Below are 26549 nucleotides of genomic sequence, written 5' to 3' on the forward strand. Positions count from 1 at the left end.
GGAGGTTCCACCATGACACAAGAATGGTTTGAAAGTGCCGATCTTGAAAAGAAATTACCTCAGACAAAATCGGAAATCCAGCCCAACGAGCCAGAGACTTCGGAAACTGTGAAGACCGAACTACAAGTAAGCGAAGAAACACCTGTCTCACCTAAAGAACTGGAAACGCATGAGGAGGAAACTCCCGAAATAATCGAGGAAACCCAAACCGAGGAAGAGGGAGAAGGAAAAGCTGAAGAGGAACACAAACAAGAAAACCCTGCAAAAGAGAAAAGTATCCTCAGCAAGGCTTTAGAAAGCCCCTATATCCCAGATATTGACCCTCGTAAAACTGCCCGATTCAAAGAAGAAATCGCACTATTTTGGACTTGGCTACTGGATGCTATCCAAGAACCAACTGCCAGCAAGAATACGGACCAAAAGCATCGTTATAGTGTCTTTGCCCTGCTCACTTTGCTATCCTCAATTAACCTTTTCTTTAGTATCTATCATATCAAGCACCTCTACTACGGCTATATGGCATCTATTGCCAATAGTTTACCTAACCAGCTCCCTCCTTTAGATCTCTTTGCTGGACTCTCCATCTTGGTCGCTAGCGCTCTATTTTACTTTTCCATCATTTTGGGAGGCTTTACTGTCCGACGTGTACTGGACCAGGAGAGCGACTTCACCTTCCAAGAAGCTTGCGATCGGTATAGCAGACTCTTTGCTATCCCACTTGTCCTAACAGCTCTAGCAAGTTTCTTTGCACTCTTTGGTGGCTTGCGATTTGCTGGTATCCTCACTCTTCTAAGCATGGCCATCTTTGCCCTTGGAAATCTCTTTGTGATTAGCAAGCCAAGTAAGACCAGTAGCCTTGACCCATTTTATCGATTCTTGCTAGCTGTCTTACTTGATGGCGCTATTCTCTTACCCTTCTTCATTGCAGAGCTCGCGCTGACAGTTGACTACCTTCGCATCCTGACCTTCTTTTAACCAAAATCCCTGCCATTTGTTAATGACAGGGATTTTTATGTTTACTCTTTTTTGAACAATGTCTATTCGATGCTTGCCAATCCTTCAAAATCTTGTCCTAGGATGGGTTTTATTACTAGAGTTCAGTAGTATGATAACATTGCTATGAAACTCGTTATTCCAAATATTATACAAATTAGTTATAGGTAAAATGAAGATTAGAAACCACCAATCTCCATTTTTTAACTTTTAATGAAATTCATCCATATTAATAACTTTGCTTGCTCTAGCAATAACATCCTTATCATGAGTCACGACAATAACAATCTTTTCCTCGTTCACTAATTTCTCAACCTCATTTAGAAATAATTCAGTTGAGTTTCTGTCCAAATTTCCTGTAGGCTCATCGAATAGATAGATGTCCTTTTCTTGTGATAAACTCCTCATGAGTAGAATTTTTTGTTTCTGACCTTGCGAAATATTGGTGGCTTTCCCATCAATCTGATGACTCAGAGATACATTGAGATTCAGACTATCAAGATTATTTGATTCATAGTTTTCCTTATTAAATAGGGTGAAATTAATATTTTTTGAAACACTTCCAGGGAATACATGAAATTCAGATGAATACACGCTTAAATAATCCAAAATATTAGTCTCCTCTAAAGTAGAAAAACTTTCCATTCCATTCAGTACAATATCACCCTCTGTTGGAGAAGATAATCCCTGAATAATATTCAAAAGAGATGATTTGCCTGTTCCATTACCACCTGTAACAACTGTTAGTTCACCACTATTAAATTCCAAATTTAATTTATTAAATATCAATCTTTCATCCCATTTTTTAGATAAATCATGGCAGGACAACTGTTTAATTTTAGCTACTGAAATAGGAACAACATCCCTTTTCGCTTCTACCTCCTCTGTTCCGATAAACTCAAAGGAATATTGACTTTTTTTCAATGCTACCCAAGATGTAATTAAAGAACTTAAAATGCTAGATAAAAGTAATAGAATCAAAATACTATTTGCATACTCTGCTATATGTTCATAATCTCTCATAGAAATTATAGTAGCAATCAAAAATGAACCAGTTAAACCAATAAATATCTGAGTAGAAGCTAATAATCTATTGGTAATATGTGTACTATCTAGTTTCGTTCCCAACAGTTCATTGAGTCTTTCATTAAATTCTTTGATAAAGTCGCTAGATTTTTGGAAACTTATAATATCTTGCAAACCATAAATTGTATTTTCTACAAGAGAACTAAAGTTAGAACTCTTAGCAATAAATTCTCGCTGATTTTTTACAACTTTTCGTATCTCAAAATTTACATATAAGCCAAGAATAACTATAGATAAGCTTGTAACTGCGAAAATAATGATATTCAATTTTAATAGCAATAATAGTAGCAAGCAAAACACTAAAAGTTGTACCTTTAAGTAAAATTTTTGCATAATACCTGTTGCTGATAACAACAAATTCCAAAAATAACTACTAACATACTCATAATTCTTAGTTAAAGAAAAATCATTTAATTGGTTCTGATAAAAAGAGGACAGAATATCATTTAAAAAATCATTTTCAATCTTTCCTTTTAATCTTGTTTCCAATATAGAAAACTGCCAATACAAATATGAACCTAATATTATTGAAGCGAGACTAAATAGCTGAAAGCTAAACTGAATATTAAGCAGATTAGACATCGTTATTTGTAGAAAAAAAGCAATAGTAACTGGTAAGATAATTTTGGCTATTCCCAAGAAAAAGATTGCAAACTTTCTCTTCCAACCAAGTGAAGCTAGAAATCTATGATATAACTTATCTGCATAGCTTATCGTAACAATATCTTTTCTATCTTCTGAATTAACATTCTCATTCTTTTGAGGAATTAAAACAATTCCTACACTCTGACTAAAAAGTTCTAATCTTGAAATTTTCTCAATTTCTTCATTCGCAGGATCAGAAACAGTCAATGAATTACTGTCTCCATCTAATACAACAATATAATGAGGTAAACCAGCTCTTTCTACTATCATCAAATAAGGAAATGATACGTTATTTAACAAACTAGGAGTGTCAATTTGATAAGAATCCGCATCAATACCATAGTTTTTTAGTATACCTTCTATATCAAACAAAGACAATCCTTGGTGACTATTGTTATCAAATTGTAGACTATCCAGATGTTCTAATTTGGGGAAATAATAAGAAATGATTGTCTTTACACAAGCCATTCCACAATCCAGCAAAGTTGCTTGTTTATAGTGACTAACCATTTTTTTCTCCTTTTTCAACACTTATCTTACTATAGCCATCAACTTCAATGACGCTATTAGAAGTTTGATTTGTGGTAGGAACCCTTAAAATTTCTCCTGTATTGTTTGTATGTAAAGTATAAATCCCATCAAAATCTTTAGGAACTGTAATAGATACATCGCCAACAAGAGTATCTATAAATATTTTTTCGAAAGTAGTATTTTTTCCTAAGGAAATAGTTACATATAACTTGTCTTTTCCTTCTGAACTCAGAGCCAAATTAAAACCATGTTGTGAAAATGGTAGATATAGACTATCTGAACTCATTTTAACGTTTTTAGATATATTATTCGCTGATTCTTCGGAAACTTTTCCTTCTATTTGAACACTTGTTTCATCTGATTCACTCTTGACAACTTTAACATCAATTGCTTGCTTTGAGCCATAAAACTCTAACGTTTTAATACTTTTAGAAGAGAGAGTCCATGATTGTTTCAAACTGATTGTCGTCTCTCCTCTTTTTAAAGTTAATAAAATTCCAGCTACTACAAACAGTAACAGCAGCCCAATTACAATTCCTATTTTTTTCATCATTAGTCCTCCTACTTAAATTCTTTTTTATTAAATACAGCTAACGCAAGCACAAGTACTGCTATACTCACCACTATAGGGTAGCATACGTTCGTAAAGGTAAATTGACTTACCCCAGGGGAAGCTTTCAAATTTAAAGTCATAAGTAAATAGTCTTTCACACTCTCACCAGAATTTGGAAGGACGTAAGCCAATAGGTTATCAAATAGTAAAATGTAGAGTGTATAAATCATACATGATTCATAAACCTTATCAAATATTTGAAAAATCAATAACGAGACACTTATAATGACAAAATAGTATGGTAGCTGGTGTAAAAATGTCGAAACAATCAACACCATGTCCCCTTCTAAATAAACAAGAGCTGCCAAACTATAAAAAATAGACACATATAATAAAGACAAACAAAAGGTTCCCAAAGTTTTATATAAAAATAACTTCCATCGTTGTTTTTCTTTTGTGAGCAGAATATTGATCGTACGGAAACTATAATCTTCTCCCCAGAAAAATAAATTGGAAGAGATGAAAAGCAACGGAATAAAACCACTCACGTTTGAAATCAACACTCGAAATGCCGGCTCATTTTCATTTGATGACTTAAAAAATAAGGAGAATAACAAAACTAATAACCCTATCAACAAACTAGGAAGCACTCCTCTTTTTTCCCAGTAAAATTTATACATATCTGCCTTAAGAGAATTCATGACTCTCCTCCTTTCTTAAATCATCAGATAATATTACGCAAATAGTAGTCCTCAAAGCGTTCCTTCTTAATATAAATATCCTGTATCACTAGATTTGAACCAATACTATATTCCAAGATAGCCATTAATTTTTCCTTTTCTGTAACAACCAGATAGTCATCCTGCTCAAAATGAACAATGCCCTCTTTTTCTAAAAACATTTTTAGAATCTGATTATCACTTGTCTTTAGGAAAATTTTTTCAGATAAATCATTCGCTAGCATTTGTGAACTCGTCACATTTAGAATCTTTCCTTTTTTCATGATGATATACTTATCTGTTATAAATTCCAATTCTGACAGAATATGACTCGAGATTAAAAAAGTAACTCCTAACTGATCCCTTAAACTCAAAATCATTTTTCTTAAATCTGAAATCCCTTGAGGATCTAAACCATTCACTGGTTCGTCTAGGATAATGAGCTCTGGATTATCCAGAAGAGCAATTGCTATCGATAATCTTTGTTTCATGCCAAGAGAATAGTTTTTCACTTTTCGATCCCATGATGGTTTGGGTAGGCGAACCAATTCCAACATTTCTATGATATCTGTCTTTAAACCAAATCTTGTCTTGTAATATTGCAAGTGTTGGCGTCCAGTCAGGTTTGGATAGAGGGCAGGTGATTCGATAATACTGCCAATCTTATGCTGAGAAACACTCTTGATTTCTCCCTTATCAGCCCGAATTAGTCCTAGGAGAATTCTCATTAATGTTGTCTTTCCAGCACCATTTTCACCAATAAGACCACATATTTCTCCTTGATCAATATCAAAGGAAACATTATGAAGAACCTGTTCTTTCCCATATGTTTTATCGATATGTTTAAGACTTAAAATCACACGATTCATAGTTTCTCTCCTTTATTATATCTTTTGGTTTCATGAATTATCCTCCACCTCTGAAATCCCAAAATTCCTAACATCTGTAACCTCTTCAGGCAGAATTAAAACTCGCTCTTCGCCTGCATCTAAAATAGCTAGGCGAAAGACTTCGTTATTTATCGCTATCTCTACCAACTTTTGCTCAGTCGTGTTATTTCGAAACACCAAACTGTGGCGAGTCTGTGTAAAAGTCTCTAGCGAGATACTCAGATTCTCCATCTCTTCCTCCTACTCTAAATAACTCAATTAACCCTTCATTACATCTCTAGCTTAACGCTTTCAAAAACAAAAAAACATGACAAAAATGTCATGTCAGCTCTTCATTTCCTCAAAAGTTTTTATATCTTTTTCTTTTTCTCCCAATATACGCGCTTCTAATACTTGGTCTCCAAATGCTTGAGCACAAATAACGGCTCTATCATATAAGTAGATAGCTTTTTCCTTATCCTGTTTATGAAATAAAGTACACATAGCATCTAGCATATCAACAATTGGCTTGTTTTGAAAATCCTGCGATAAAATCATCAGCGTGTTCATCGCCTTAACATAAGGCTCAAAAGTGGAGTAAGATTTTTCCATCCATTGAACAGCTAAAGAATCAAGCACCGTTCTCTTTAACATATAGGCTGTCTCTAAATCGGATGAATTCGTTTCTCTCAGAAGTTTTTTAGAAAGTTCCCAAAATAGTTCACGATGATACTCAGTCGGTCTTGCTAAACACGAAACCAAGTACAATTTTATGAGAAGCAAATCATTTACCGAGTAATTTTTTCTTATCTTTACTTGTTCAAAATACTCATCAAGCAAAGCATCACCAAACCCTGCATCTTCACTTACAAAGACATCAAAACTAGCTTGTAAGGCGCTGATTGCAATCTGCTCATCCTCAGGTAGACTATCATAATAGTGTTCGTAAACTCTGTCAAACAACTCTTCTTTAATATGAATTCTGTCATCATCTCCATAAGTTTGAAACTTAATAAGTTTATCCTTTAATATCAAGTACTCTGAAGGTAAAATCATATGATCCATATCTACTATATGTGAAATTGGACAGCCTAGTTTGTAAGCTATATACTCTACCTTAGATAAACTTGGGGAAGACTGCCCTGATTCAATCCGTGCTAATTGGCGTACTGTTATCTCGGTTTCATCATCACAAAGAGTTTCACGAGTGAGATGTTTCATCTCTCGCAACATTCGGATTCTTTTACCTACTTCCTTCTTGATATCCATCTCAAGATCTCCTGATCATTATTTAACGAACAATATTCTATTTTTTGTTATATTATACTATTTTTCATTGAACTAAGCAATTTTTGAAATTTCACATTACAAAACCTAACTAAGCTAAACTATCTTTCGCATGCTAAATAGCAGTTGACCTGCTTTACTTTTCTTGTGCCAATTCTTCAAAATCTTTTCCCAAAATGGCTTGTACTTCTAGTTGATTGGCATCTAGTTGGTGGTAAAATGCTGTTGGTAGCGACTCTAGGAATCTTGCATAATCCAAGCGAGCGATGGCTTCGTAGTCTTCTACTTTGGACCCATCACCAGAAATCTTCACTAGGTCAATCTCCCAAACAAGCTCCTTGCCTGCCAGTTGCTCCGTATAGGATGCTGGTACAAAGGGTTCCTTTGGCAAAATCGTCTTGACTCCCTGGGCTAGGTGATAGATACCGTGCACCTTGCCTTGAGCATCTGGGTAAAATCTCACACTGGCAAGGTAGGCATCAGATCCTTGAACTTTCTTGACCAGCTCTTCAAAACGTACCAGTCCGTTCTCAACCAAAAAGCTCTCGAGGTATTCCTTGTTGAGATAGATAGGGGACAAGAGCCCTTGGCAGTATACTAGACGAGCCGCCTTATCCGCTAGATAATTCTGAACTGTTTGTCGGAAATAAGCTTCAAATTCAAACCCTTCTAGCCCTTCTACCACTTGCCCCAACTTGCTCGATAGGGCTTGGAGGAGAGCTTCTACAATCTCCCAGTCCGCTCTAGTAAGGAAGTCTGGAATCACCACTTGATAGCCTTTTCGACTATCCGCATAGTTCACCTTGAAGAGAAATTGTGACTGACCTACAATCCCACACTCGATATACTCGAGACGATTGAGGGGCTGACGGAGATAGACCGCATCATAACTGTGTGACTCCAAGCCTTCCACCAAGGCCAAGATAGACTTGGCAGTCAAGACCTCCTGTTGTCCTAGAATGCTTTCTTTATTTGGGATAAAAAATGTTTTCGCCATAACTGGCCTCCTTTGAAATCGTTTACATATAGTATAACCTATTTTCCTGAAAGATACAGAAACAAACTTTAGATTTTTAGATAAAAAGCATAGAAAAACAGCCCCTGAAAATTGCTTGACATTCAGCAGACTAAAAGTAATCGGTATTCACACACCCTAGAAATGCAATAAAGACGACCAAAGGAATCGTCTTTATTTTCTGTAAGTAAATTCTATATAGCTTATACTGTCCTTATCTATATTGCTATCCGACTTTAATTTTGTAGCTAACTGCCATGCTTGTTCAAAATATTTTCTAAATACCCCCACCAATTCCTTTCAAAGAATATGGATAAGACGCATAAGATGATGAGACAAAAATAACCTCTTCCTTATCAATTATTACAAATTGAATCTTTGAAAATTTTATTTTTTCTTCCTTATTATCAAAGTATCTACACGAATAATTGGAATCGTAACTTAGATGTTCAAGCATTTCGTCTATATTACGCTTATAACTAAAGGTAAGTATTTCTTTATAATCTCATATATCTTTTTAATTTGCTTATCAATTTAATTGCCTATATGTTCCTTCTTAGCATCATTTCTTCGTATAGGATTTATTTTCATAAAATCTTGCTAATTAAAGTCACAAAATCAATACATATTCTGAGAATATATCTGAATTTCATAAAAAGGCAATGAATAAACTTCTAAGAAAGCAAGACTCATTCTGAGCTCTTCTTACTTTTTATCCTGCTGCGTCAGCTCCTGATTGTAGGACAAGGCTAGCTTGATCCAGTAAGACAGTTCTTTTTGTGCTTCACCATCTAAATCAATATAGCCATGATAAAGCCTACCCTTCATTAAAGTCACACTGGCACCATTTTTAGGCAGGACCTGCTTTTCCATTTCCTTACCAATGCGGACCATGACAAGCTCTTGACTTCTCGAACTCACAGTAACGGTCATCTTACCTTGGACCATAAAAGCCAAACCACCAAACATCTTCTTCTCTTCTACCTCTTCTTCAAAAACATGAGGAGGAAGTTCAGTAGCTAAAATGGTACGAATCTGTTGAGCTAAAGATTTACTATACGCCATCGCTCTCCTCTAATTCATCATCACATCCCAGCCGATACCAAAACGGTCAATTAAGCGGGCATAAAACTTAGCAAAAAATTGATTCTCTAGAGCATAGAGAATCTGTCCACCTTCAGCAAGCTTAGCAAAAAGCTCATCGGCTTCTTCTCTACTGTCTGGGCTCAGAACTAACCATTGATTGGGCTGATGATTGCTAGGAATAGATAGGTCGTTAAAAATGCCTACATCCTCACCATTCAGGGTCAAGTTTTCCGTATCTAAGGCAATCCAAGCAATCTTATCCCGTTTTGCTGCAGGAAGGTCAGCTGGATCCATCATATCACTGGCTCGGACAAGTCCCTTTATCTCTGTCTGAAAAAGATCTGCATAAAAACGAAAAGCTTCTTCGGCCTGACCATTAAAACTTAAAAACACGTCTAATTTCATTATTGTTCCTCCAATTTTTTATATCTGAGAATAAATCTCTAGTATCAGTTTATCAATTAGGATAAAAATTTTCTTATTCTCAATTGCGCTTGTTTGGCTAGGGAACGCATGATTAAAACTGGAAGATTAACTGTAATAGGTGGATCACTGGGCAAGGGCCTGCGCATGCTGATTTCCTCTTGATAGATGCTATCGCCTGCAAAAGTGAGAGGCTCATCGCTGCCCCAGCGAAAGTTATGCTTCAAGACATAGTTTTTAGTTAGGCGTAAATCTTCCAGCAATTCACAGGCCAAAAGATAGTAGCGACCATCGGGTACATTTTCAAAAGTAAACCGGCTCTCCTGACTCAGTGCTACTCCGATAACCGGCTCTTCTTTGGGTATTCGGGTTTTAAACAACCCGACACAGCTAAGGCGTGGTTCATACCCCTCAGGATAAGATAGCGCCACAGTCAGCCTATTGTCACTTTTACAGTCGGGATTCTGATGTAACAAAGCTCCCTTCTCATCTAGCTGTTTTACCATAAAATCATAAGCCTTGGTTGATTCTTGGTAGTATTTTTTAGGCGAAAGTCCAGTATGCCGCTTAAAAGTATTGGAAAAACTGCCTAGACTATCATAACCAGCTTCCATAGATGTCTCGGTCACATTTTGCCGGCTTTCTACAATCTCCTGAATTCCTTTTTCCATCTTAAGAGCTTCCACATATTGCTTGATAGAAAATCCCATCTTTTTCTTGAAAGTTCTGGATAGATGGAAAGGACTATAATGGAAATGCTCAGCCAAATCGGTCAGACTCAGCTCTTCATCTGCATGCTGACGCAGATAGGCTGCCACTTCTTCCATAATAGCTTTAGACATAGACCTGCTCCTTTCCCATTTATTCAACCCCATTATATCACATCAAAAAGAAAGGACAAAAAATCGAAACCTGAATAATGAAAATCTAAGCTTTAAATAAATAATGAAAAAACTTTAGACGCTATCCGCCTAAAGTTTTTTATCTTCACGACTAAATTACTGAGCCACCAATGTTTCCAAGCTTTCACCGATAGCTGCTAGGCGCTCAACAACTTCTGCTTGTGTCAATTCATTTTCTGAAACATAGCGGTTACGTGGGTGAACACGACACTCGTGTGAGCAGCCACGAAGGTACTTGTCTTCATTTTCTTCTGATGTTAGGATACGACGGTTACAGAAAGGATTTCCACAGTTGACATAGCGTTCACATGGTGTTCCATCAAACCAGTCTTTCCCTACGATGGTTGGGTTAACATGGTTGACATCGACTGCGATACGCTCGTCAAAGACGTACATTTTCCCATCCCAAAGCTCGCCTTGAACTTCTGGATCTTTACCGTAAGTTGCGATACCGCCATGAAGCTGACCGACATCTTTGTAGCCTTCACGAACCATCCAGCCTGAGAATTTCTCACAACGAACTCCACCTGTACAGTAAACCACGACACGTTTGTCCATGAATTTTTCCTTGTTGTCACGAACCCATTGTGGCAACTCACGGAAGTTGCGGATGTCTGGGCGAATAGCTCCGCGGAAGTGTCCTAGGTCGTACTCATAATCGTTACGTGTGTCAAGGACAACTGTATCTTCGTCAAGAAGGGCTTCTTTGAACTCTTTTGGAGACAAGTAAGCACCTGTTGTTTCAAGTGGGTTGATGTCGTTGTCAAAGTCGTTGTCTTCCAAACCAAGGTGGACAATTTCTTTCTTGTAGCGAACAAACATCTTCTTGAAGGCTTGTTCATTTTCTTCGTCAATCTTGAACCAGAGGTCTTCCATTCCTGGGAGGCTGTGAACGTAGTCCATGTATTTTTGAGTTGTTTCGTAGTCACCCGAAACGGTTCCGTTGATTCCCTCGTCAGCGACTAGGATACGACCTTTGAGGCCGATTGATTTACAGAAAGCCAAGTGATCTGCCGCAAATTGCTCTGCATTTTCAATTGGAGTATAGAGGTAGTAAAGTAAGACACGAATATCTTTTGCCATAAGATTTGTTCTCTTTTCTATTCTTAAATTTTCAGAATTTTTCATCTAACTATACTAGTATACCCACTTGGGAAAGTGATTGCAATTTATTTGACCGGAAATTGTAGAAAGAGTCCTACCCCTGCACTTCATCAGTAACCATAGCGAATCGCAGATAATTCTCTCAATTTTTTTATTTGCTCGGCTTGACTTTTTGACAAACTTAGCTTGTTATCAATCAACACACGTGAGATGTCAACGTTCATTTGGCTCAGAATAAATGGAGTAGAGGTTCCATCGTCCTTTAATCGTTTTTTATAAATCACTAACTGATTTTTCAAGGGAGAAAGTTGAGGCGCATCCTTTATATCTTCCAATAGATGATCTATAATAGCCATCGCTTCACAACGCCTTTCACTTCCTCCAGCAAACCATTTTAATGATGTCATTCTCATTTTCCTCCAGAAACTCACTTATAAATTGAAAAACTATAATTCCTCACTCTCGCGCCAATATTTTACCCAAACACCCTATGTAAAAAAGTCAGCAAAAATGGCACGGTCGCTACAATATTATTGATCACATGCACTGCATAGGATGGATAAATGCTCTTGGTATAGCGGGTCAAACCAGCAAAGATGATCCCAACTGTTGCAAAGACGAAGATATCTAACAGACTAGGCAGGCTTGAAAAATGAGGGAGAGCAAATAAAATAGAAGGAAGAAGCAAATCAAGACCAAATCGCGAATGCTTAAAGAAAGCGTGTTGCAGTAATCCTCTATAGATTAACTCTTCCATCAGTGGAACCAGAAAGAACAGGGCTATATAAATACCTAGCTCTGCAAAGTTAGTCCCACTATAACCAATCAATACAGCCCAACCTTCCGCAATTGACTGGACATGTTTAGCTGTCTGAACGTTAAAAGAGATCTGGAGCACTACCACTAATACTGTCAAAATCGAATACCAAAGCCATTTTTTTCTTGGAATGCGAAAGAGATAACCATGGCCTGTCTTAACCAGAATCCAAATCATGACTCCACTAAATAGCAAACTCAAGATATTTCGAATCCAGAAGAAATTTCCTATCTGAGAAGAAAATTGCCAATAGTTTTGGACGATAAGAGTCAGCTGAGAAAGACCAAATACGAAAAATAGGTAAGAGAAGACAGCACTCATTTTGAAAAGAAGACGATATTTTTTCATAATAAATCCCCTATATATATGTGTATCCCATCACCTAAACTCTCAGAATTGCTACTTTCATTTTTACATCCTAAAAATCACTACCTCCCCTAGAGAACTAAGGAAGGCAGTGATCACATTTTTAGGAATTAGGAATGAATACACGAAATCAATCGATCTTATGATTTTTTGTTTTTCAAGAATTCGTCGTATTGTTTTTGCATTTCGTTCAATACTTTTTCGTAGGCACCTTCAGATTTCAATTTTTCCATCAATTCTGGAATTGCTTTATCTGGGTCTACAGTACCAGTGTTGATAGCTGTATCGAATTGTTGCATTGTGTTAGAGATTGCTGAGATTTCAGATTTCACACTGTCAGTGTTAAAGATGAATCCAAGCGCTGGAGATTCTTTAGCTTCTGCCAATTGTTTCTTAGAATCTTCGATTTGTTGGTCTGTAACGTTTTCGTTGATGTAAAGGATCCAGTTGTTACCAGTGTTCCAACCTGACATGTGAGTGTTTCCTTTGTAAGCATCAAGGACGCGGACACGGTTTTCTTTACCTTCAACTTTTTCCCAGTTCTTGCCTTCTGGACCGTAAACAAGACCGTTCAAGAGTTCTGGGTTAGTGTTCAAGAGGTTCAACACTTCCATTGATTTTTCTTTGTTCTTAGAGTTGTTTGAGATGACAAAGTTAGCAACTTGTGTTGTTTGGTTTTTCTTGATGAAGTTAGTGATTGGTTTGATTTGGATATCTTTATTAGCAACACGTGAAAGCAAGCTGTTACCGTAGTCAGCTGGTCCTACTGTTTCTTCACGAACGAACCAAGTATCTTGTTGAAGGTCAAATGAAGTGTCGCTTGTTGCTACGTCTTTTGGAATGTATCCTGCTTCATAGAATTTGTGAAGAGTCTTCAAGTGTTCTTTGAAACGAGGTACTTCGTAACGGTTTACGATCTTAGTAGTATCTCCTTCAAGGTCGATAACGAATGGAAGTCCGTTTGGCACTGGGTAGTCAAAGTTATCAGATGGAATAAAGTTCTTCGTAACCGCAAATGGTACTACGTCTGGAGCTTTTTCTTTGATTTGTTTCAAGACTGGTTCAAGTGTTTCGTATGAAGTGACACCTGAAATGTCAATGCCATATTTGGCAAGAAGAGCGCCGTTGAAGGCAAAGTTTTGAGATGATGCAACGTTGGCTGCAACTGGAACAGCGTAAATCTTACCGTTTACAGTGTTCCCTTTGATGTAAGCTGGGTCAAGTGCTTTGTAAAGCTCTGCTCCTTCTTTCTTGTACAATTCTGTCAAGTCCGCATAAGCACCTTTTTGAGCATTTACAACATAGTTATCTGCAAAGGCGATATCATAGTTTTCACCTGATGATGTGATAACTGACATTTTCTTACCGTAGTCACCCCATCCAAGGTATTGGATATCCAATTTAGCACCAACTTTTTCTTCGATGATTTTGTTTGCATTTTCTAGTAATTCATCCAAGTTGTCTGGTTTGTCACCGATTTGGTACATTTTAAGAACAGGTTTATCACCTGAAGCTGAGTCAGCAGCTTTTTTGTTGTTACCTGAAAGGTTTCCACAAGCGGCAAGGCTTGCAGCCAAAGCGACTACGCTAGCAGATGCAAAAGCATATTTTTTCCAGTTTTTCATGATAAAAACTCCTTTTTTTATTTTTAAACTTATAAACGATTTAATGATTTGTAACTTCAGTCACTAAGATGAAGTTGGGAAGGGAGAAACGGTGTTTCTCAGCAAGTGCTACTCTTTCACACCACCGATGGTCAAACCTTTTACAAAGTAGCGTTGGAAGAATGGATACAGAATCGCGATTGGAAGGGTTGCAACAACAACCATGGCCATACGACCTGTTTCTTTCGGTAGAGCAACTCCCAGTTGGCCAGATAGGCCGACTGCTTTTGCAATGTAGTCCATATTTTGCTGGATTTGCATGAGCAAATACTGCAATGGATACAAGTTGTCACTCTTGATATAAAGAAGGGCGTTGAACCAGTCGTTCCAGAAACCAAGAGCTGTCAAAAGCGTGATGGTTGCGATACCTGGAAGTGACAATGGCAAACAAATCTGGAAGAAGATCCGAGCTTCACTGGCACCATCGATACGAGCGGATTCTAGAATGGCTTCTGGAATGGTCTTCTTGAAGAAGGAACGCATCAAGATGATGTTGAATGGTGAGAGAAGCATTGGAACAATCAAGGCCCAAACCGTATCACCAAGTTGGAGCAAACGAGTCACCACGATATAGCCTGGTACCAAACCAGCATTGAACAACATACTAAGAAGGGCAAAGATTGTGAAGAATCTGCGGTACTTAAAGGTTGTCCGTGAGATGGCGTAGGCATAAGTGGTTGTAATGAAGACATTGGTCACTGTCCCGACTACTGTCACAAAGACTGAGATAAAGAGCGCTTGGAGGATCTTATCTTTAAACTGAGCCAAGAACTCAAAACCATCTAATCCAAACTGTGATGGGAAAAAGCTATATCCATACTGGAGGATGCTCTTTTCATCTGTCACCGAAATGATGATAACGAAGATAAAGGGCAAGATACAAGAAAGAGCAATCAAACCAGAGATAATACTAAAGAAGATATCTGCTTTCTTACTGAAGGAGTGAATGCCGACATTATCGATTTTTTCTTTTTTAATTTTCTTTTCTGCCATATTCTCCTCCTTTCTAGAACAAAGCTGAGTTTGGATCGACTCGTCTTGCAAGCAAGTTTGATAGGATAACCAGAATCAAACCGACAACGGATTGGTAAAGACCGGCTGCTGAAGCCATACCGATATCTGCTGTCTGAGTCAAACCATTAAAGACATATACGTCCAAAACATTGGTTACATTGTAAAGCTGACCCGCATTGTGTGGGATTTGATAGAAGAGACCAAAGTCTGCACGGAAGATATTTCCGACTGCAAGGATGGTCAAGACTGTTACAAGCGGAGTCAACTGAGGAATGGTTACGTTGCGAATACGTTGCCACTTGCTAGCCCCGTCCACTGTTGCTGCTTCGTAGTAGGTTGGGTCAATTCCCATGATTGTCGCATAGTACATGACACTGCTATATCCAAAGCCTTTCCAAATACCTAGGAAAAGGAGAAGGTATGGCCAAATGCCTAAGTCAGCGTAGAAGTTGACTTCCTTCATGCCAATGGATGTTAGGAAATGGTTGAAAACCCCTTTGTCAATGTTTAGGAAGGCATCTGTAAAGAAACTGATGATAACCCATGACAGGAAGTAAGGGAACAACATAGATGTTTGGAAGATTTTAACCATTCTCTTAGAGCGAAGTTCGCTGAGGATGATGGCAATCCCTACTGATACAATCAAACCGATAAAGATAAAGCCGAGATTGTAAAGAACGGTATTTCGAGTGATGATAAAGGCATCTTTTGAACTAAACAAGAATCTGAAATTATCTAACCCGACCCATTTGCTATTCACAATACTATCTATGAATCCATTACTGGTCATGTGGTAGTCTTTAAAGGCGACCACATTCCCAAATACTGGAATGTAAAAGAATAGAATCAGCCAGAGAGCCCCTGGTAAAACCATCAAGAGAAAGATCCAGTTATCTCTCAAGGTCTTTGAAAACTTTTTCATAATTTCCTCCCTTTTTATTCCTAAAAACTGATTTCATCGAATTTTTAGGTTTGATAACGATTACATTATTAGTATACTCCTAATTGATGGCTAGGTTAAACTACTAATTATAGAAAAAACTCCACAAATTATTTTATGTGGAGAAGTTTTTTATAAGAAATAGGTTTCACGAGAAACACTCTGCATACGATAAATGTATTTCCTCTTTACTAATTGAAAACTTGTTCCAATATTGGGTGATGAAACTCGACAAAATGAACCTGAGCACTTATGATAGCCCCTGATTCATTCTTCTCAATCTCTGGTCTTCCTTCTGTATGTAAAAGAGCAGGATTACCATCCTTGTAGCCAAAGAGAATCACCTCTGTCTCTGCTTCATTCACATAGCAAGCTCGGATTTCAAACCGCCCAGAACCTGAACCTGCAATATACCCATACCATTTAAAAGTATAATTCACCCCATCTACTTGTCCAAATTGCATTATCTGGTCTGGCACTGCTAGTCCATAGTAGTGACCATATGTTGCTAAGTTAGTTGACTTAAATCTTTCACCTTTACTATCCGAGTAGGATTCCATGGCTGTTTTTATCTTGTCTATTAAAGAACTATTATCTGTATCTGGCTCGCTCTCTGTAGTTACACTTGTTTTTAATAGAAATTCCTTAAAACGTTGCGCTAAATCTGTGTTTTCAGTCTCTTCAAAATTTGCAGTAGGGATAGTTTCCAGTGTCTTATCGGCATGCAAGACCTGTGCTTGCCCATCCTTCAGTGTAAATAGGTAGAAATGTTTGTCCTGATTGTCATAGTAGGCAGCCAAAACCAAGTAATCATAGGCATTGTCACTCGATACTCCAAAAACATTCCATTTGACACTTTTCTGAGAGACTGTTGTAGTTTCTAATTTTTTGATTAGTTCATTTTTTTCATCAAAGTTTGCATGCTCTAGTCTATGATAGGACTGCCCCATAGAAGAAGCCCAGCTTGCAAACTCTTCCTCCCACTTTTCAGTATTGTATTGAATTAGCTTCTGAAAATCCGAGTAGTTCTTTATAATCAAGGCTTGATCAGCCGGATTAGATAACTCAAGTTCTTCCATGGCTGCAAGAGTAGCAGCCATAGGTGATTGGACGGTTGTATCCTTATGATCTTTTTCATGCGAAAAAGCCTTTTGATAGGAATCTGCTAAATAGTGAAAATAGTTGGTTGTTTCCTTGGTTTGTTGTTCCCTTGGTATTGACGGACTCGTTACGCCATCCTCTGTCGCTCTGTGGCAGGCAGATAAGACTAGCATACTAGCACCTAGGACCAGTAGTAACTTTTTCATGGTCATACCTCCAAACCATCCTTATTCTTTCATTATACTCCTTCCCTATCTCCAAATCAAAAAACATCTCCATGTGTTTAAAAGGAGATGTTTAACTGTTTGTGATAAATGCCTATGTCGTATAAATCGTCGAAGCTGTCGCAATGGTATGCCACTGATTGGCTGTAGTTGCTGCGAAATCCTTGTCTGCATAGAAGTCAGTAAATGGTAGAATTTCAACTTCTAGCTCGTCGATGTGGTCAATCTGATTAGACAGATAAGCCTCTATACGGCTTTCTGCTCGTTTGATACGTTGCAAAAGTCCGCCCATACGGATATCGACTGTATCCAAGCCAAAGACCTTATTTTCTTTCAACCATTGACGGCTAAAGAGGGCATGGAATTGTTCAATCTCGCTTCTGAGTTTTGGTAATTCTTGTCTGGCGATTTCTTGTAGACTTTCTTTATCGTTTGTTTGGTAGGCCTGACGAATGCGTCGTCCCACATCCACTTTAGAACTTAAAATAGCATTCAACTGGGCCTGAGTTTCAAATAGATAAGAGTAGGCACTAGCTTTTTCTTTGATTTCAGCAAGGGTCTCCGCAGCATGCGCAAAGTGGGGCTTGTCCTGTTCAGGTGTCATGTGCTGGTCAAGAATCGGGCAAAGAACATCCTGATAAAAGACATAGCGGTTGGGATTGATACCACTGAGATTGCCTGGCAGGTCTGGCAAGAGGTTAGCTAGGTCAATCTGCATGAAATCCTCAACTGATAGACCTGTATTGGTCTGGAAATGAGTAGACAAACGGTCTAGATCATTGCGGTAGCTGAGTTCTGCCCAGATTTGCAAACTTGGTAGGATAGAAAATTGGGCTGTTTCTCCACCATTATCCCCCCAACCCGTCACGATGACCTCTTTGATGTCATTGGCACGGCAGGCTTTATTGGCCTCCATAGCGATAAGACGGCTGAAATGGTTGTTGGGTGTGAAACCAATCCACTTCCAAGCTCCCCCTGCAAAGGCGATATCCTGGCTAATCTTGTGGTGGTTGCGGAAGTTGCGATTGTATTTTTCCTCGCTATCCTGATAATAGTCCCAGTAAACCAAGGTTACACGGTCTTTGAGACGGTCTAGGTAGACGCGAGTTTCTTCTGGAATTTCCACATCCCGGTCGTACTGGCCATCTTCTGACATGAGTTTGAAGAACATATCGCTCCACATCTGACAGTGGAAGCCATACTTGTCTGCAATGTCCAGCACGCGCTCCAAGTGTTGGCACATGAGGAGACTACGGTCCACAACTCCGTTTAAGATCAGGTAGCGTCCCAAGCCAACCAAGTGGGCTTCATCCATCCCGATATTGACCTTGCGTGTTTGTAGTTTAGATAGAGTGGCAAACATGCCATCAATCAAATCATACACCTTTTCCTCGCCGATAAGGAGAATGTCCTCCACATCACGAAGTTCTTGCACTTCTTTGACACCCCATTTAACGAAGGCTGACAAGTGGGCCAAGGTCTGGATGCAAGGCACAAAGGTCATGTCAAACTGCTGGGCGTAGGCTTCTATTTCCTGCAACTCCTCAGCCGAGTAGGCACCACGGAAATAACCAAAGTAAGGTTGTCCCTCAATCTGATAAGTATCTTCCATGTAAAGCTCAAAGGTTGAATAACCCATTAGAGCCAAGACCTCAATCATCTGTTTGGCAGAAGCCACATTTAGCACTGCATTTCGCGAACAGTCTGCCATGTAGGCCAACTCTTCATAAGCCGCCTGCTCCTCAATCCCTACTTTATCACCTTCTACTAGAGCTGTTGCTAACAAAGACAAGGCGCGGTAAAGTTGATAGGGTTTGCGATAGGTTAGTTGATAATGTCCATCCTCACCCTTGATAGAGATAGAGGCCTGGTCAGACTGAGCGACTGCAACTTCCACATCTGGTAAAGAGATATGCTTTGTCAGCAAGTCAATTGCCTGAGTTTGTTTGGGACTAAGTCCTGTAAAAATTACCATTGATTTTCCTCCTGTAGCCAGTTGACAAGGGCACCGTAGAGATTGGCATCTGCATGATAGGTGCAGGCTTGGATGACAGGTGCGACCGTATATTCTTCATAGGTATCGACAAATTCATCGACAGCTTTTTTGACGCCTTGGATAAAATCTGGATTTTGACTGATAGAGCCTCCCAGACTAATAACATCTGGATCAATCAGATACTGAATATTGAGCAAGCCTTGCGCCAGATTACGGTTCATGCGCAAAATAGCTTCTTGGCAAAGGGCATTTCCTGTTGCAGCTTCTTGGTAAATCTTGCGTCCGTCCCAGTCAGTCTGACCAGATTTTTCAATCACGTATCGCACCATATTTCCAGTTGACGCTAGTTGCGACCAGTTGTTGAGCTTTTCTGCAGGCTCGATAGTTGTCATGTAGCCAAACTCTCCTCCCAAGCCGTGGCGACCTCGGTGAAGCTTGCCATTGATAATCATGGCACCGCCAATTCCTGTCCCAATCACGACACAGGCCGCATTTTCAATCTCTGGGTGAGCTAGCAATTCACTAAGCCCAACACAGTTGGCATCATTTTCTAGATGGACAGGTAGCTGATGATGAGCAAGGGCCTCATACCAAGAAAAGCCATGGATGTAAGGGACGGCACTAATTCCCTCAATCACACCTGTTTCTTGATTGACCGCGCCTGGAACACTCATAGCAATGCCGTTATAATCTTGCTCTGACAAGAACTGGTCTAACCATGTCAGTAAAGCCTCCAAGTTTTCTGGCGTTGGAGTACTTGTCTTATCTAGTATTTTTCCATCAGGAGTCAGACTGGCAAACTTAATCCCAGTCCCTCCGATATCAATGGTTGCAATGGTCATTGTTCCTTACCATAAAAAGGGGCGAGTCAGTAGTTAGTCCTTACTCATTCGCCCCTCCTTTCTATCTCATAGTATTAGTTATCAAACACTTTAAAACTGTTAAATGTCTTCTTTTTTAATCAATTCTGTACGAATTTCTTGTGGAGCCAATAGTCCTGAATGAACTGGATATGGTCGCTCAAGCAAGTCCAAAATGGTTTGTTGGTGTTCTGATATGCGCACATTTTCTTGACTCATATTGTAGTAACGAAGTACATATCCTTCTTCATTTTCCGCCACTTTAAAGGCTGTCGGGCAGACTTGCGGCAAGCTGAGTGCCGCATGACTCAAGAGACTACCAGTCGCAGCAACACTTCCTTCTTGTTTAGCGAGCTGAAGACTAGTGAAAGGTGTTTGGAAGGCTTTGGCACGACGGAAAGCTGAGAAGCGTTCCCCTGCTTGGTGGCATTCAAGTGTAAACTCGATTTCAAACTCACGCAAGCATTGAGCTTCTGGTGTTGGGAAGTAACCCCAGTCACCTAGCTCACCTGAGGCACGAAGGATGGTCACTGCAATGGTATCATCTCCAAGGATTTCATACTCGTGCAATCCTTTATTTGCCACCGTCACACCCTTTTCATCATCATAAAGGCTGACAAAGGCTTGTTGGTGTTGAGGATTTTCAGGATTTTCCCAAGAAGCCGCTGGTTTGTTTGGTCGTGTCACCACCTCATAGATGCTTTCAGAATCATTGCTTGGACGCGTATTATGAGTCTTGACCAAGAGACGGATACGGTGGTCTTTGGCGGTGTTAGTAAAGCGAGTCTTGAAGCGGATTTGTGGATTGTCAACAAAGACGGTCATCTCTGTTTCAAGAAGAATGCTTGTCAATTCTTCTGAGCGCCCAGCTTCACGCGTCATAAACTCGATGATGCCTCTTTGTTCTGCATCTAGTTTTTCGTCTGCACTTACTGGAATTGTCAATTCATGCTTGAGCAAAATCTTGGCAAAACGAGCTGTATTTTCCAAGACTTCATAACCTTTCAGATCTGCGTAGATAGGCTCTGTTCCTTTTGGTTGGAAATAGATGTACTCATTTCCGATGTCACCACGGTCTTCAAAGCGAATAAAGTCTTCATAAGCTTCATGAGTTGTCTTGTCGTAGACCGTGATGTTTTCATCCACGCTTACCGTTACAAATGGCGTATCAATCACTCCATTTTGGTAAATACCGTCACGGTGTTCTTGTTCTCCCTCAAGCAATTGGAAAGTTGTCCAAGAAAGTGGTGCCAGATGAACAGGGACTGTCACGCGCACTTGTCGAGCGATACGAGCCTGACGGAACTTGTCTTTTGGCAAATCATACTCAAAATTAGCTCCCAGATCTTCGATTTTCGCTTCTATAGCATGTCCTTCCAAATCTTCGACACGGTAGTTTGGCAAGGTCAAGGCTGCCATCTTCTTATAGCCTTCTGTTGGGTGCAATTCTTTGAAATCACAAGTCGCCACATCAATCACTGTGCTGACCGTATCAACCTTGTCATGCAAGCCTGTGTTAATGACAGTAAAGAGATGGTCGCTTTGGGCTTCGTGGGTTGCGATTTTGCCCTTCCACTCATTGAGAAGATTGGTCTTAACGAAGTTTCCGACTTGGTTGACCTTGGCAAAACGTGTCTCCATTTCACGGTGAACCTCGTCCACGCTACAACCACAGATACTGTCATGTGGCGCATTTTGTAGAAGGACTTTCCAAGCATAGGTCAACTGGTCCTTGTGGTTGTGGCCGCCAGTGATGACAGTCAATGGTTCCACCACTTGTTCTAGCAGGTTGCTATTTTCTTGGAAGGCTTGTTTAAGGTAAATCCGTGAAGAAGAAGTGTTGGCAAGTGTGTACCAGCCATCTGTTTCCTGACTGGTCAACTCACCTGTAACGGTAGATAGTTGCTCAGGTAGAGCACTTTCTACTGCATGGACATAGTCATCAAAGGAACTATGCACAAAGGTCACATCTGGGAAGAGTTCATTGGCCACACGAATGGCTTCGCTCAGATTTCGCTGTACAGGCTGGTGGTCACAGCCGTTCATCATCAACCATTGGTTGGTCGAAGCGTAGTCACGCACGTCTGACAGTTTTTGTTTCCAAAAGGTCAGGGCTTCATCCTTATCAACTGGGATTTCATTTCCGTTACTGTACCAATTGGCAAATAGGATACCAAGAACGCGACTTCCGTCTGCACCCTGCCAGTACATTTCTGAAAACTGGGAAGTGAACTGCTCATCTTCGAGGACTTGGTTATCAAATCCAATCGGCTTGACACCACGGCCAAAGGCTGCCACGTGAATGCCTGATTTTTGAAGGATTTGGGGAGCTTGTCCCATATTTCCAAAGGTATCTGGGAAGTAACCAATCTGAGTGGATTTGCCCCATTTTGCACATTCTGCTTGACCAATCAAGGTATTACGGACGTTGGCTTCACTGGAAATCAAGTAATCATCCTGCAAGATGTAAAAGGGACCAATTTTGAGTTTGCCTTCGTCAATGTAACGTTGGACTTTGTCGCGATTTTCAGGGCGAATTTCCAAGTAGTCATCAAGGACAATGGTTTGGCCGTCCAAGTGGAAACTCTTGAACTCAGGGTCATTTTCAAAGAGATCGAAGAGATTGTCAAACAATTCCACCAACTGCATACGGTGGCTTTCAAAAGGCAAGTACCACTCACGATCCCAGTGACTATGTGAGATAATATGTACAACAACATTTTCCATGAAGTAAAACCTCATTCTAACTTAAATTTTTATTTCTATCTAACTAAAGAATTGGCTAGCGAATATCTAGGTAATCCAAGACCAATTCACAGAACATCATGTTGGCCCAGGAGAACCATTCACGAGAGTAAAGCGTTGGGTCATCCACGTGGAAGCTTTCGTGCATGACACCTGTACCACCATCGCAGGCAACCAGCTGATCCAGCAAGTATTTTTTCTCTGCCTTATCACTTGTTGTCAAGCCTTGGATAGAGAGGGCAATCGGCCAGACATAGCGATAAAAGGTATGAGAACTTCCGAGACCACTAGCATATTCTCCTTCGTAGAAATATGGATTTTCAGGGCTTAGAATGGTACGACGAGTTGCCTGATACACTTCATCGTTGACATCGCAGTAGCCCAGATAAGGCGCCGCCAGCAGACTTGGTACGTTTGGATCATCCATGATGCTAGCATTTCCTAGACCGTCCACTTCAAAGGCGTAAATCTTTTCGCCCTTGCTGTTAGTGGTATAGGCGTAGTTTTCAATCCCTTCTTGGATTTCAGACTGGAGACGCTTAGCATCTGCGATAATACTCTCGCTATCATCTAGGACAAATGCTGCAAAGATTTCTTGCACATAACCCAAGACAACTACGGCAAACATATTGGACGGAATCAAATAACTATACTGACAGCAGTCATCACTCGGACGAAAAGCTGACCAGGTCATACCTGTCACTGCAAAGTCAGGTCCAAAGCCATCATTTACCAAAGTATCTTCTTTTCGATCTGTGTCGCGGACAAAACGATAAGGTGAATTCTTGTGGTCTTGTTCCACTGTCCAAAGATGGAGAATTTCCTTGGTCGCTGCGACAAAAGTCTCATCAAACTGACTGGTCTCCCCAGTCTCTTTCCAAAGGAGATAAGCCAACTGCAAAGGATAGCAAAGCGAGTCCACCTCGTACTTGCGCTCCCAAATCCAGCCATTAAGGTCTGTGTGGTCAGTCTCATGGTGACCCTTCCAGTTTTCCTCAATGTTAAAGGAGTTAGCATACGGATCCTTGAGAATCAAGGTCATCTGACGCTTGACCAAACCTGCAATGGTCTGACGCAAGAGAGGATCTCTTTTAGCCACATGAAGGTAGGGTCTGAGTTGGGCTGTCGAATCCCGAAGCCACATGGCAGGAATATCCCCAGTCAAGACAAAAGTTGAGCCATCTTCTAAGATTTCAACCGTATTGTCCAAGGTGTCTGTATAGCAACGCTCAAAGACATCCACCCACTCCGGATGGTCCTTGGCACGCTCTGCTACTTCATCCAACCATTTTCTAACAATTTCTTTCGAATAAATCATCGTGCAGTTTCCTCTTTCAAACAAGTTTCATGTTCAGTATATAGTTTTTGAGAAAGAAAATACATACACAAATGATAGTCATTTCTCTACAAAATTGCTTACTTTCGAACCCCATATCTAAAGGCCTCATTTTTCTGATATAATGTAGAAAAACAGCTAAAGGAAAGACTATGAAACCACTACTTGAAACCATCGATACCCGCTTTGGTACTGCTAGCAAGCATGCCTTCTCTCGGGGAAATACTCTGCCTTATACAGGCGTACCTTTTGGGATGAATTATTTTGTGCCTCAGACCAGTGACCAGGAGGGAGCTTGGTTCTTCGATCCGCATCTGCCCATCTTTCAGGGGATTCGATTGACCCATCAACCAAGTCCTTGGATTGGCGACTATTCTTGGCTACTCCTAACACCTGTCACAGGCCAGCTTGGGGGAGACAGTCTCTTTCACCGCCAGTCTTCTTATGATATCGAAAAAGCCTCCTTCCAATCTCATTATCTGAAGATTTTCTCCCTGCGCTATCAGATTGAAAGCCAACTGACACCGACTTGCTATGGCGCTTCTATTCGTTTGGAGCAAAAGCAAGGCAAAGTCCTCTCCCTCTATCTTCACGCAGCAGATGAACTTACAGTAGAACAAATAGATAAGCGGACTCTTGCCCTGCGTCAAGAGGGAAAAACAGAGACCAACAAAAATCCGCTGATACTGTTTACTGCTCTACAAATGAATACGGATATTCTTGCTATCACACAAGAAGAGGGAGACTGGCGAATTGACTTAGCAAGCAGTCAAGCCGAGATTCAACTAGGCACTTCTTTCATATCCCCTTCTCAAGCTCTAGTCAATCTACCTCAAGAAGATTTTGATAGCTGTAAAGAAAATGCCCAAGCGGACTGGGAAAATCTCCTCCATCGTTTTGACGTTATAGAGACAGGAGAAGCCGACCGAACCTTCTTTGACCACTGCCTCTACAGACTCTTCCTATTTCCTCAGACTTTTTATGAGGTTGATGAGTCAGGGCAAACTATCCATATGGACCTGACTACTGGTACTGTCAAGCCCGGTGTCCTCTTTAGCAACAATGGCTTCTGGGATACCTTCCGCACTACCTTCCCCCTCTTTGCCCTTGTCATACCAGAGCATTATCGTCTCTTTGTAGAAGGCTTTCTCAATAGCTACCACGATACCGGATTTCTTCCAAAATGGTTGGCTCCAGATGAACGTGGCATGATGCCTGGTACCCTTTTAGACGGCATTATCGCAGATAGCGCCTGCAAGGACATGGCCCCCGACCTAGAAAAAGAACTCCTCCAAGCCATGCTTGAAACAGCCAGCAAGTCCGACTCTCTCGGCATCAATGGTCGCCATGGACTAGCCCAATACCAAGAACTGGGCTACCTCTCTACCGACCACCACGAAAGCGTTAGCCATACCCTAGACTACGCCTATAGTGACTTTTGTATCGCCAGCTGTGCCGAAAAACTAGGGAAAAGAGAAATAGCTGAGACCTACATGTCTGCATCACAAAATTACCGCCATCTATTTGACGCTGAGACAGGTTACATGCGAGCGCGTGATAGTCAAGGAAATTTCCGCACCGACTTCTCTCCTTATAGTTGGGGACGAGACTACGCCGAATGCTCTGCCATTCAAGCGACTTTAGGCGTCTTACATGACATCCCAGGTTTGCGTCAACTCATGGGCGGAAAAGAAGCATTTAGCCACTATCTTTTGAAATCCTGTCAGGACGCTCCTCTCTTTGAAACCACCGGCTATGGTTACGAGATTCATGAAATGAGCGAGATGGCTACCGCTCCTTTTGGGCAAATCGCCATTTCCAACCAGCCTAGCCTCCACATCCCTTATCTCTTCCGCTACAGCAACTACCCTGACTACACTGCTCTACTCATCAAAACCTTGCGTCAGAAAGCCTTTCGCCCAAGCTGGGAAGCCTATCCTGGCGATGAGGACAATGGCAGTCTCTCGGCTTGGTACATTTGGTCAGCTCTTGGTTTTTATCCGACCTATCCGGGCAAGCCCAGCTACGATCTCGGAATCCCTCTCTTTGACCACCTCCGTATCTACCTGGCTAAAGAAGGTAAATGGCTGGATATCCATGCCGAGCAAAACAACAGTCATTTCAACTTTGTCAAAGAATGTCGATTGGACAAGACCCCAGTATCTAGTATCCAACACCAAGACCTCTTGAAAGCTGAGCAACTAACCTTCACTCTCAGCTGGTTACCAAACCACTAATAACCAAAAGAAAAGAACCTTTGAACGATTCAAAGG

At 40.4% G+C, this 26549-nt stretch carries 23 protein-coding genes; 2 read left to right on the forward strand and 21 right to left on the reverse strand.

Translation table 11 applies throughout. The features are described from left to right. Positions 1 to 12: 12 nt before the first annotated feature. On the forward strand, positions 13 to 975 hold the full coding sequence (locus I6G42_RS01465) for a DUF6574 domain-containing protein (protein WP_038804705.1): 963 nt from the start codon (positions 13 to 15) through the stop codon (positions 973 to 975). Between the two features lie 228 nt (positions 976 to 1203). Here I6G42_RS01465 and I6G42_RS01470 read toward each other — a convergent pair whose 3' ends face one another. The 21 genes from I6G42_RS01470 to I6G42_RS01570 all read right to left on the reverse strand — a co-directional run bounded on the left by I6G42_RS01470 (position 1204) and on the right by I6G42_RS01570 (position 24258). Continuing rightward, positions 1204 to 3234 (reverse strand): ATP-binding cassette domain-containing protein, encoded by a 2031-nt coding sequence (locus tag I6G42_RS01470; protein ID WP_068981907.1) that lies wholly within the window; start codon positions 3232 to 3234, stop codon positions 1204 to 1206. Beyond that, the gene (locus I6G42_RS01475; protein ID WP_038804706.1) at positions 3227 to 3808 is read right to left on the reverse strand and encodes a hypothetical protein; all 582 of its coding nucleotides are present in this window, start codon (positions 3806 to 3808) and stop codon (positions 3227 to 3229) included. Before I6G42_RS01475 ends, I6G42_RS01470 begins: the two co-directional genes overlap by 8 nt. A gap of 8 nt (positions 3809 to 3816) precedes the next feature. Beyond that, positions 3817 to 4509, reverse strand: a complete 693-nt coding sequence (locus I6G42_RS01480) for an ABC transporter permease (protein WP_038804708.1) — start codon at positions 4507 to 4509, stop codon at positions 3817 to 3819. A 23-nt stretch (positions 4510 to 4532) separates the two neighbouring features. Further along, the gene (locus I6G42_RS01485; protein ID WP_038804709.1) at positions 4533 to 5396 is read right to left on the reverse strand and encodes an ATP-binding cassette domain-containing protein; all 864 of its coding nucleotides are present in this window, start codon (positions 5394 to 5396) and stop codon (positions 4533 to 4535) included. Positions 5397 to 5426: 30 nt separating this feature from the next. After that, on the reverse strand, positions 5427 to 5648 hold the full coding sequence (locus tag I6G42_RS01490) for a hypothetical protein (RefSeq protein WP_038804710.1): 222 nt from the start codon (positions 5646 to 5648) through the stop codon (positions 5427 to 5429). A 93-nt stretch (positions 5649 to 5741) separates the two neighbouring features. Next, positions 5742 to 6665, reverse strand: a complete 924-nt coding sequence (locus I6G42_RS01495) for a helix-turn-helix domain-containing protein (protein ID WP_038804712.1) — start codon at positions 6663 to 6665, stop codon at positions 5742 to 5744. Positions 6666 to 6819: 154 nt separating this feature from the next. Next, positions 6820 to 7680: a DUF4299 family protein gene (locus I6G42_RS01500; RefSeq protein ID WP_038804714.1), complete on the reverse strand. Its 861-nt coding sequence runs from the start codon at positions 7678 to 7680 to the stop codon at positions 6820 to 6822. Positions 7681 to 8403: 723 nt separating this feature from the next. Further along, positions 8404 to 8763 carry a TfoX/Sxy family protein gene (locus I6G42_RS01505; RefSeq protein WP_038804715.1) on the reverse strand — a complete coding sequence of 120 codons (360 nt, stop codon included), beginning with the start codon at positions 8761 to 8763 and terminating at the stop codon, positions 8404 to 8406. Positions 8764 to 8772: 9 nt separating this feature from the next. Beyond that, complete coding sequence (locus I6G42_RS01510; RefSeq protein WP_038804716.1) at positions 8773 to 9189, reverse strand: VOC family protein; 417 nt, start codon at positions 9187 to 9189, stop codon at positions 8773 to 8775. A gap of 56 nt (positions 9190 to 9245) precedes the next feature. Beyond that, positions 9246 to 10049, reverse strand: coding sequence for a helix-turn-helix transcriptional regulator (locus tag I6G42_RS01515; RefSeq protein WP_038804718.1), 804 nt, complete (start codon positions 10047 to 10049; stop codon positions 9246 to 9248). Between the two features lie 156 nt (positions 10050 to 10205). After that, complete coding sequence (locus tag I6G42_RS01520) at positions 10206 to 11192, reverse strand: rhodanese-related sulfurtransferase (RefSeq protein ID WP_038804719.1); 987 nt, start codon at positions 11190 to 11192, stop codon at positions 10206 to 10208. 131 nt (positions 11193 to 11323) lie between these two features. Continuing rightward, positions 11324 to 11620, reverse strand: coding sequence for a bacteriocin immunity protein (locus I6G42_RS01525; RefSeq protein WP_038804721.1), 297 nt, complete (start codon positions 11618 to 11620; stop codon positions 11324 to 11326). Between the two features lie 68 nt (positions 11621 to 11688). Then, positions 11689 to 12378 (reverse strand): CPBP family intramembrane glutamic endopeptidase, encoded by a 690-nt coding sequence (locus I6G42_RS01530; RefSeq protein ID WP_038804723.1) that lies wholly within the window; start codon positions 12376 to 12378, stop codon positions 11689 to 11691. Between the two features lie 158 nt (positions 12379 to 12536). Beyond that, the gene (locus I6G42_RS01535; RefSeq protein WP_000800423.1) at positions 12537 to 14021 is read right to left on the reverse strand and encodes an ABC transporter substrate-binding protein; all 1485 of its coding nucleotides are present in this window, start codon (positions 14019 to 14021) and stop codon (positions 12537 to 12539) included. 108 nt (positions 14022 to 14129) lie between these two features. Next, on the reverse strand, positions 14130 to 15053 hold the full coding sequence (locus I6G42_RS01540) for a carbohydrate ABC transporter permease (RefSeq protein WP_000818345.1): 924 nt from the start codon (positions 15051 to 15053) through the stop codon (positions 14130 to 14132). A gap of 13 nt (positions 15054 to 15066) precedes the next feature. Beyond that, positions 15067 to 15996 (reverse strand): ABC transporter permease, encoded by a 930-nt coding sequence (locus tag I6G42_RS01545; RefSeq protein WP_000714584.1) that lies wholly within the window; start codon positions 15994 to 15996, stop codon positions 15067 to 15069. A gap of 209 nt (positions 15997 to 16205) precedes the next feature. Beyond that, positions 16206 to 17321 carry a DUF4767 domain-containing protein gene (locus I6G42_RS01550; protein ID WP_038804724.1) on the reverse strand — a complete coding sequence of 372 codons (1116 nt, stop codon included), beginning with the start codon at positions 17319 to 17321 and terminating at the stop codon, positions 16206 to 16208. 112 nt (positions 17322 to 17433) lie between these two features. After that, positions 17434 to 19314, reverse strand: coding sequence for a beta-N-acetylhexosaminidase (locus tag I6G42_RS01555; RefSeq protein ID WP_038804726.1), 1881 nt, complete (start codon positions 19312 to 19314; stop codon positions 17434 to 17436). Further along, complete coding sequence (locus I6G42_RS01560; protein ID WP_038804727.1) at positions 19308 to 20177, reverse strand: ROK family protein; 870 nt, start codon at positions 20175 to 20177, stop codon at positions 19308 to 19310. The genes I6G42_RS01555 and I6G42_RS01560 overlap by 7 nt, the downstream gene beginning before the upstream one ends. A gap of 99 nt (positions 20178 to 20276) precedes the next feature. After that, entirely contained in the window at positions 20277 to 22922 is a 2646-nt protein-coding gene (locus I6G42_RS01565; protein ID WP_038804728.1) for an alpha-mannosidase, read from the reverse strand. A 55-nt stretch (positions 22923 to 22977) separates the two neighbouring features. Beyond that, complete coding sequence (locus I6G42_RS01570) at positions 22978 to 24258, reverse strand: glycoside hydrolase family 125 protein (RefSeq protein ID WP_038804730.1); 1281 nt, start codon at positions 24256 to 24258, stop codon at positions 22978 to 22980. A gap of 170 nt (positions 24259 to 24428) precedes the next feature. Between I6G42_RS01570 and I6G42_RS01575 the strand changes: the two genes are divergently transcribed. Next, positions 24429 to 26513, forward strand: a complete 2085-nt coding sequence (locus tag I6G42_RS01575; RefSeq protein WP_038804731.1) for a GH92 family glycosyl hydrolase — start codon at positions 24429 to 24431, stop codon at positions 26511 to 26513. The last annotated feature ends 36 nt before the right edge of the window (positions 26514 to 26549 follow it).

The organism is Streptococcus oralis (genome assembly GCF_016028255.1).
In the GTDB taxonomy this organism is placed as follows: Bacteria; Bacillota; Bacilli; order Lactobacillales; family Streptococcaceae; genus Streptococcus; species Streptococcus oralis_AC.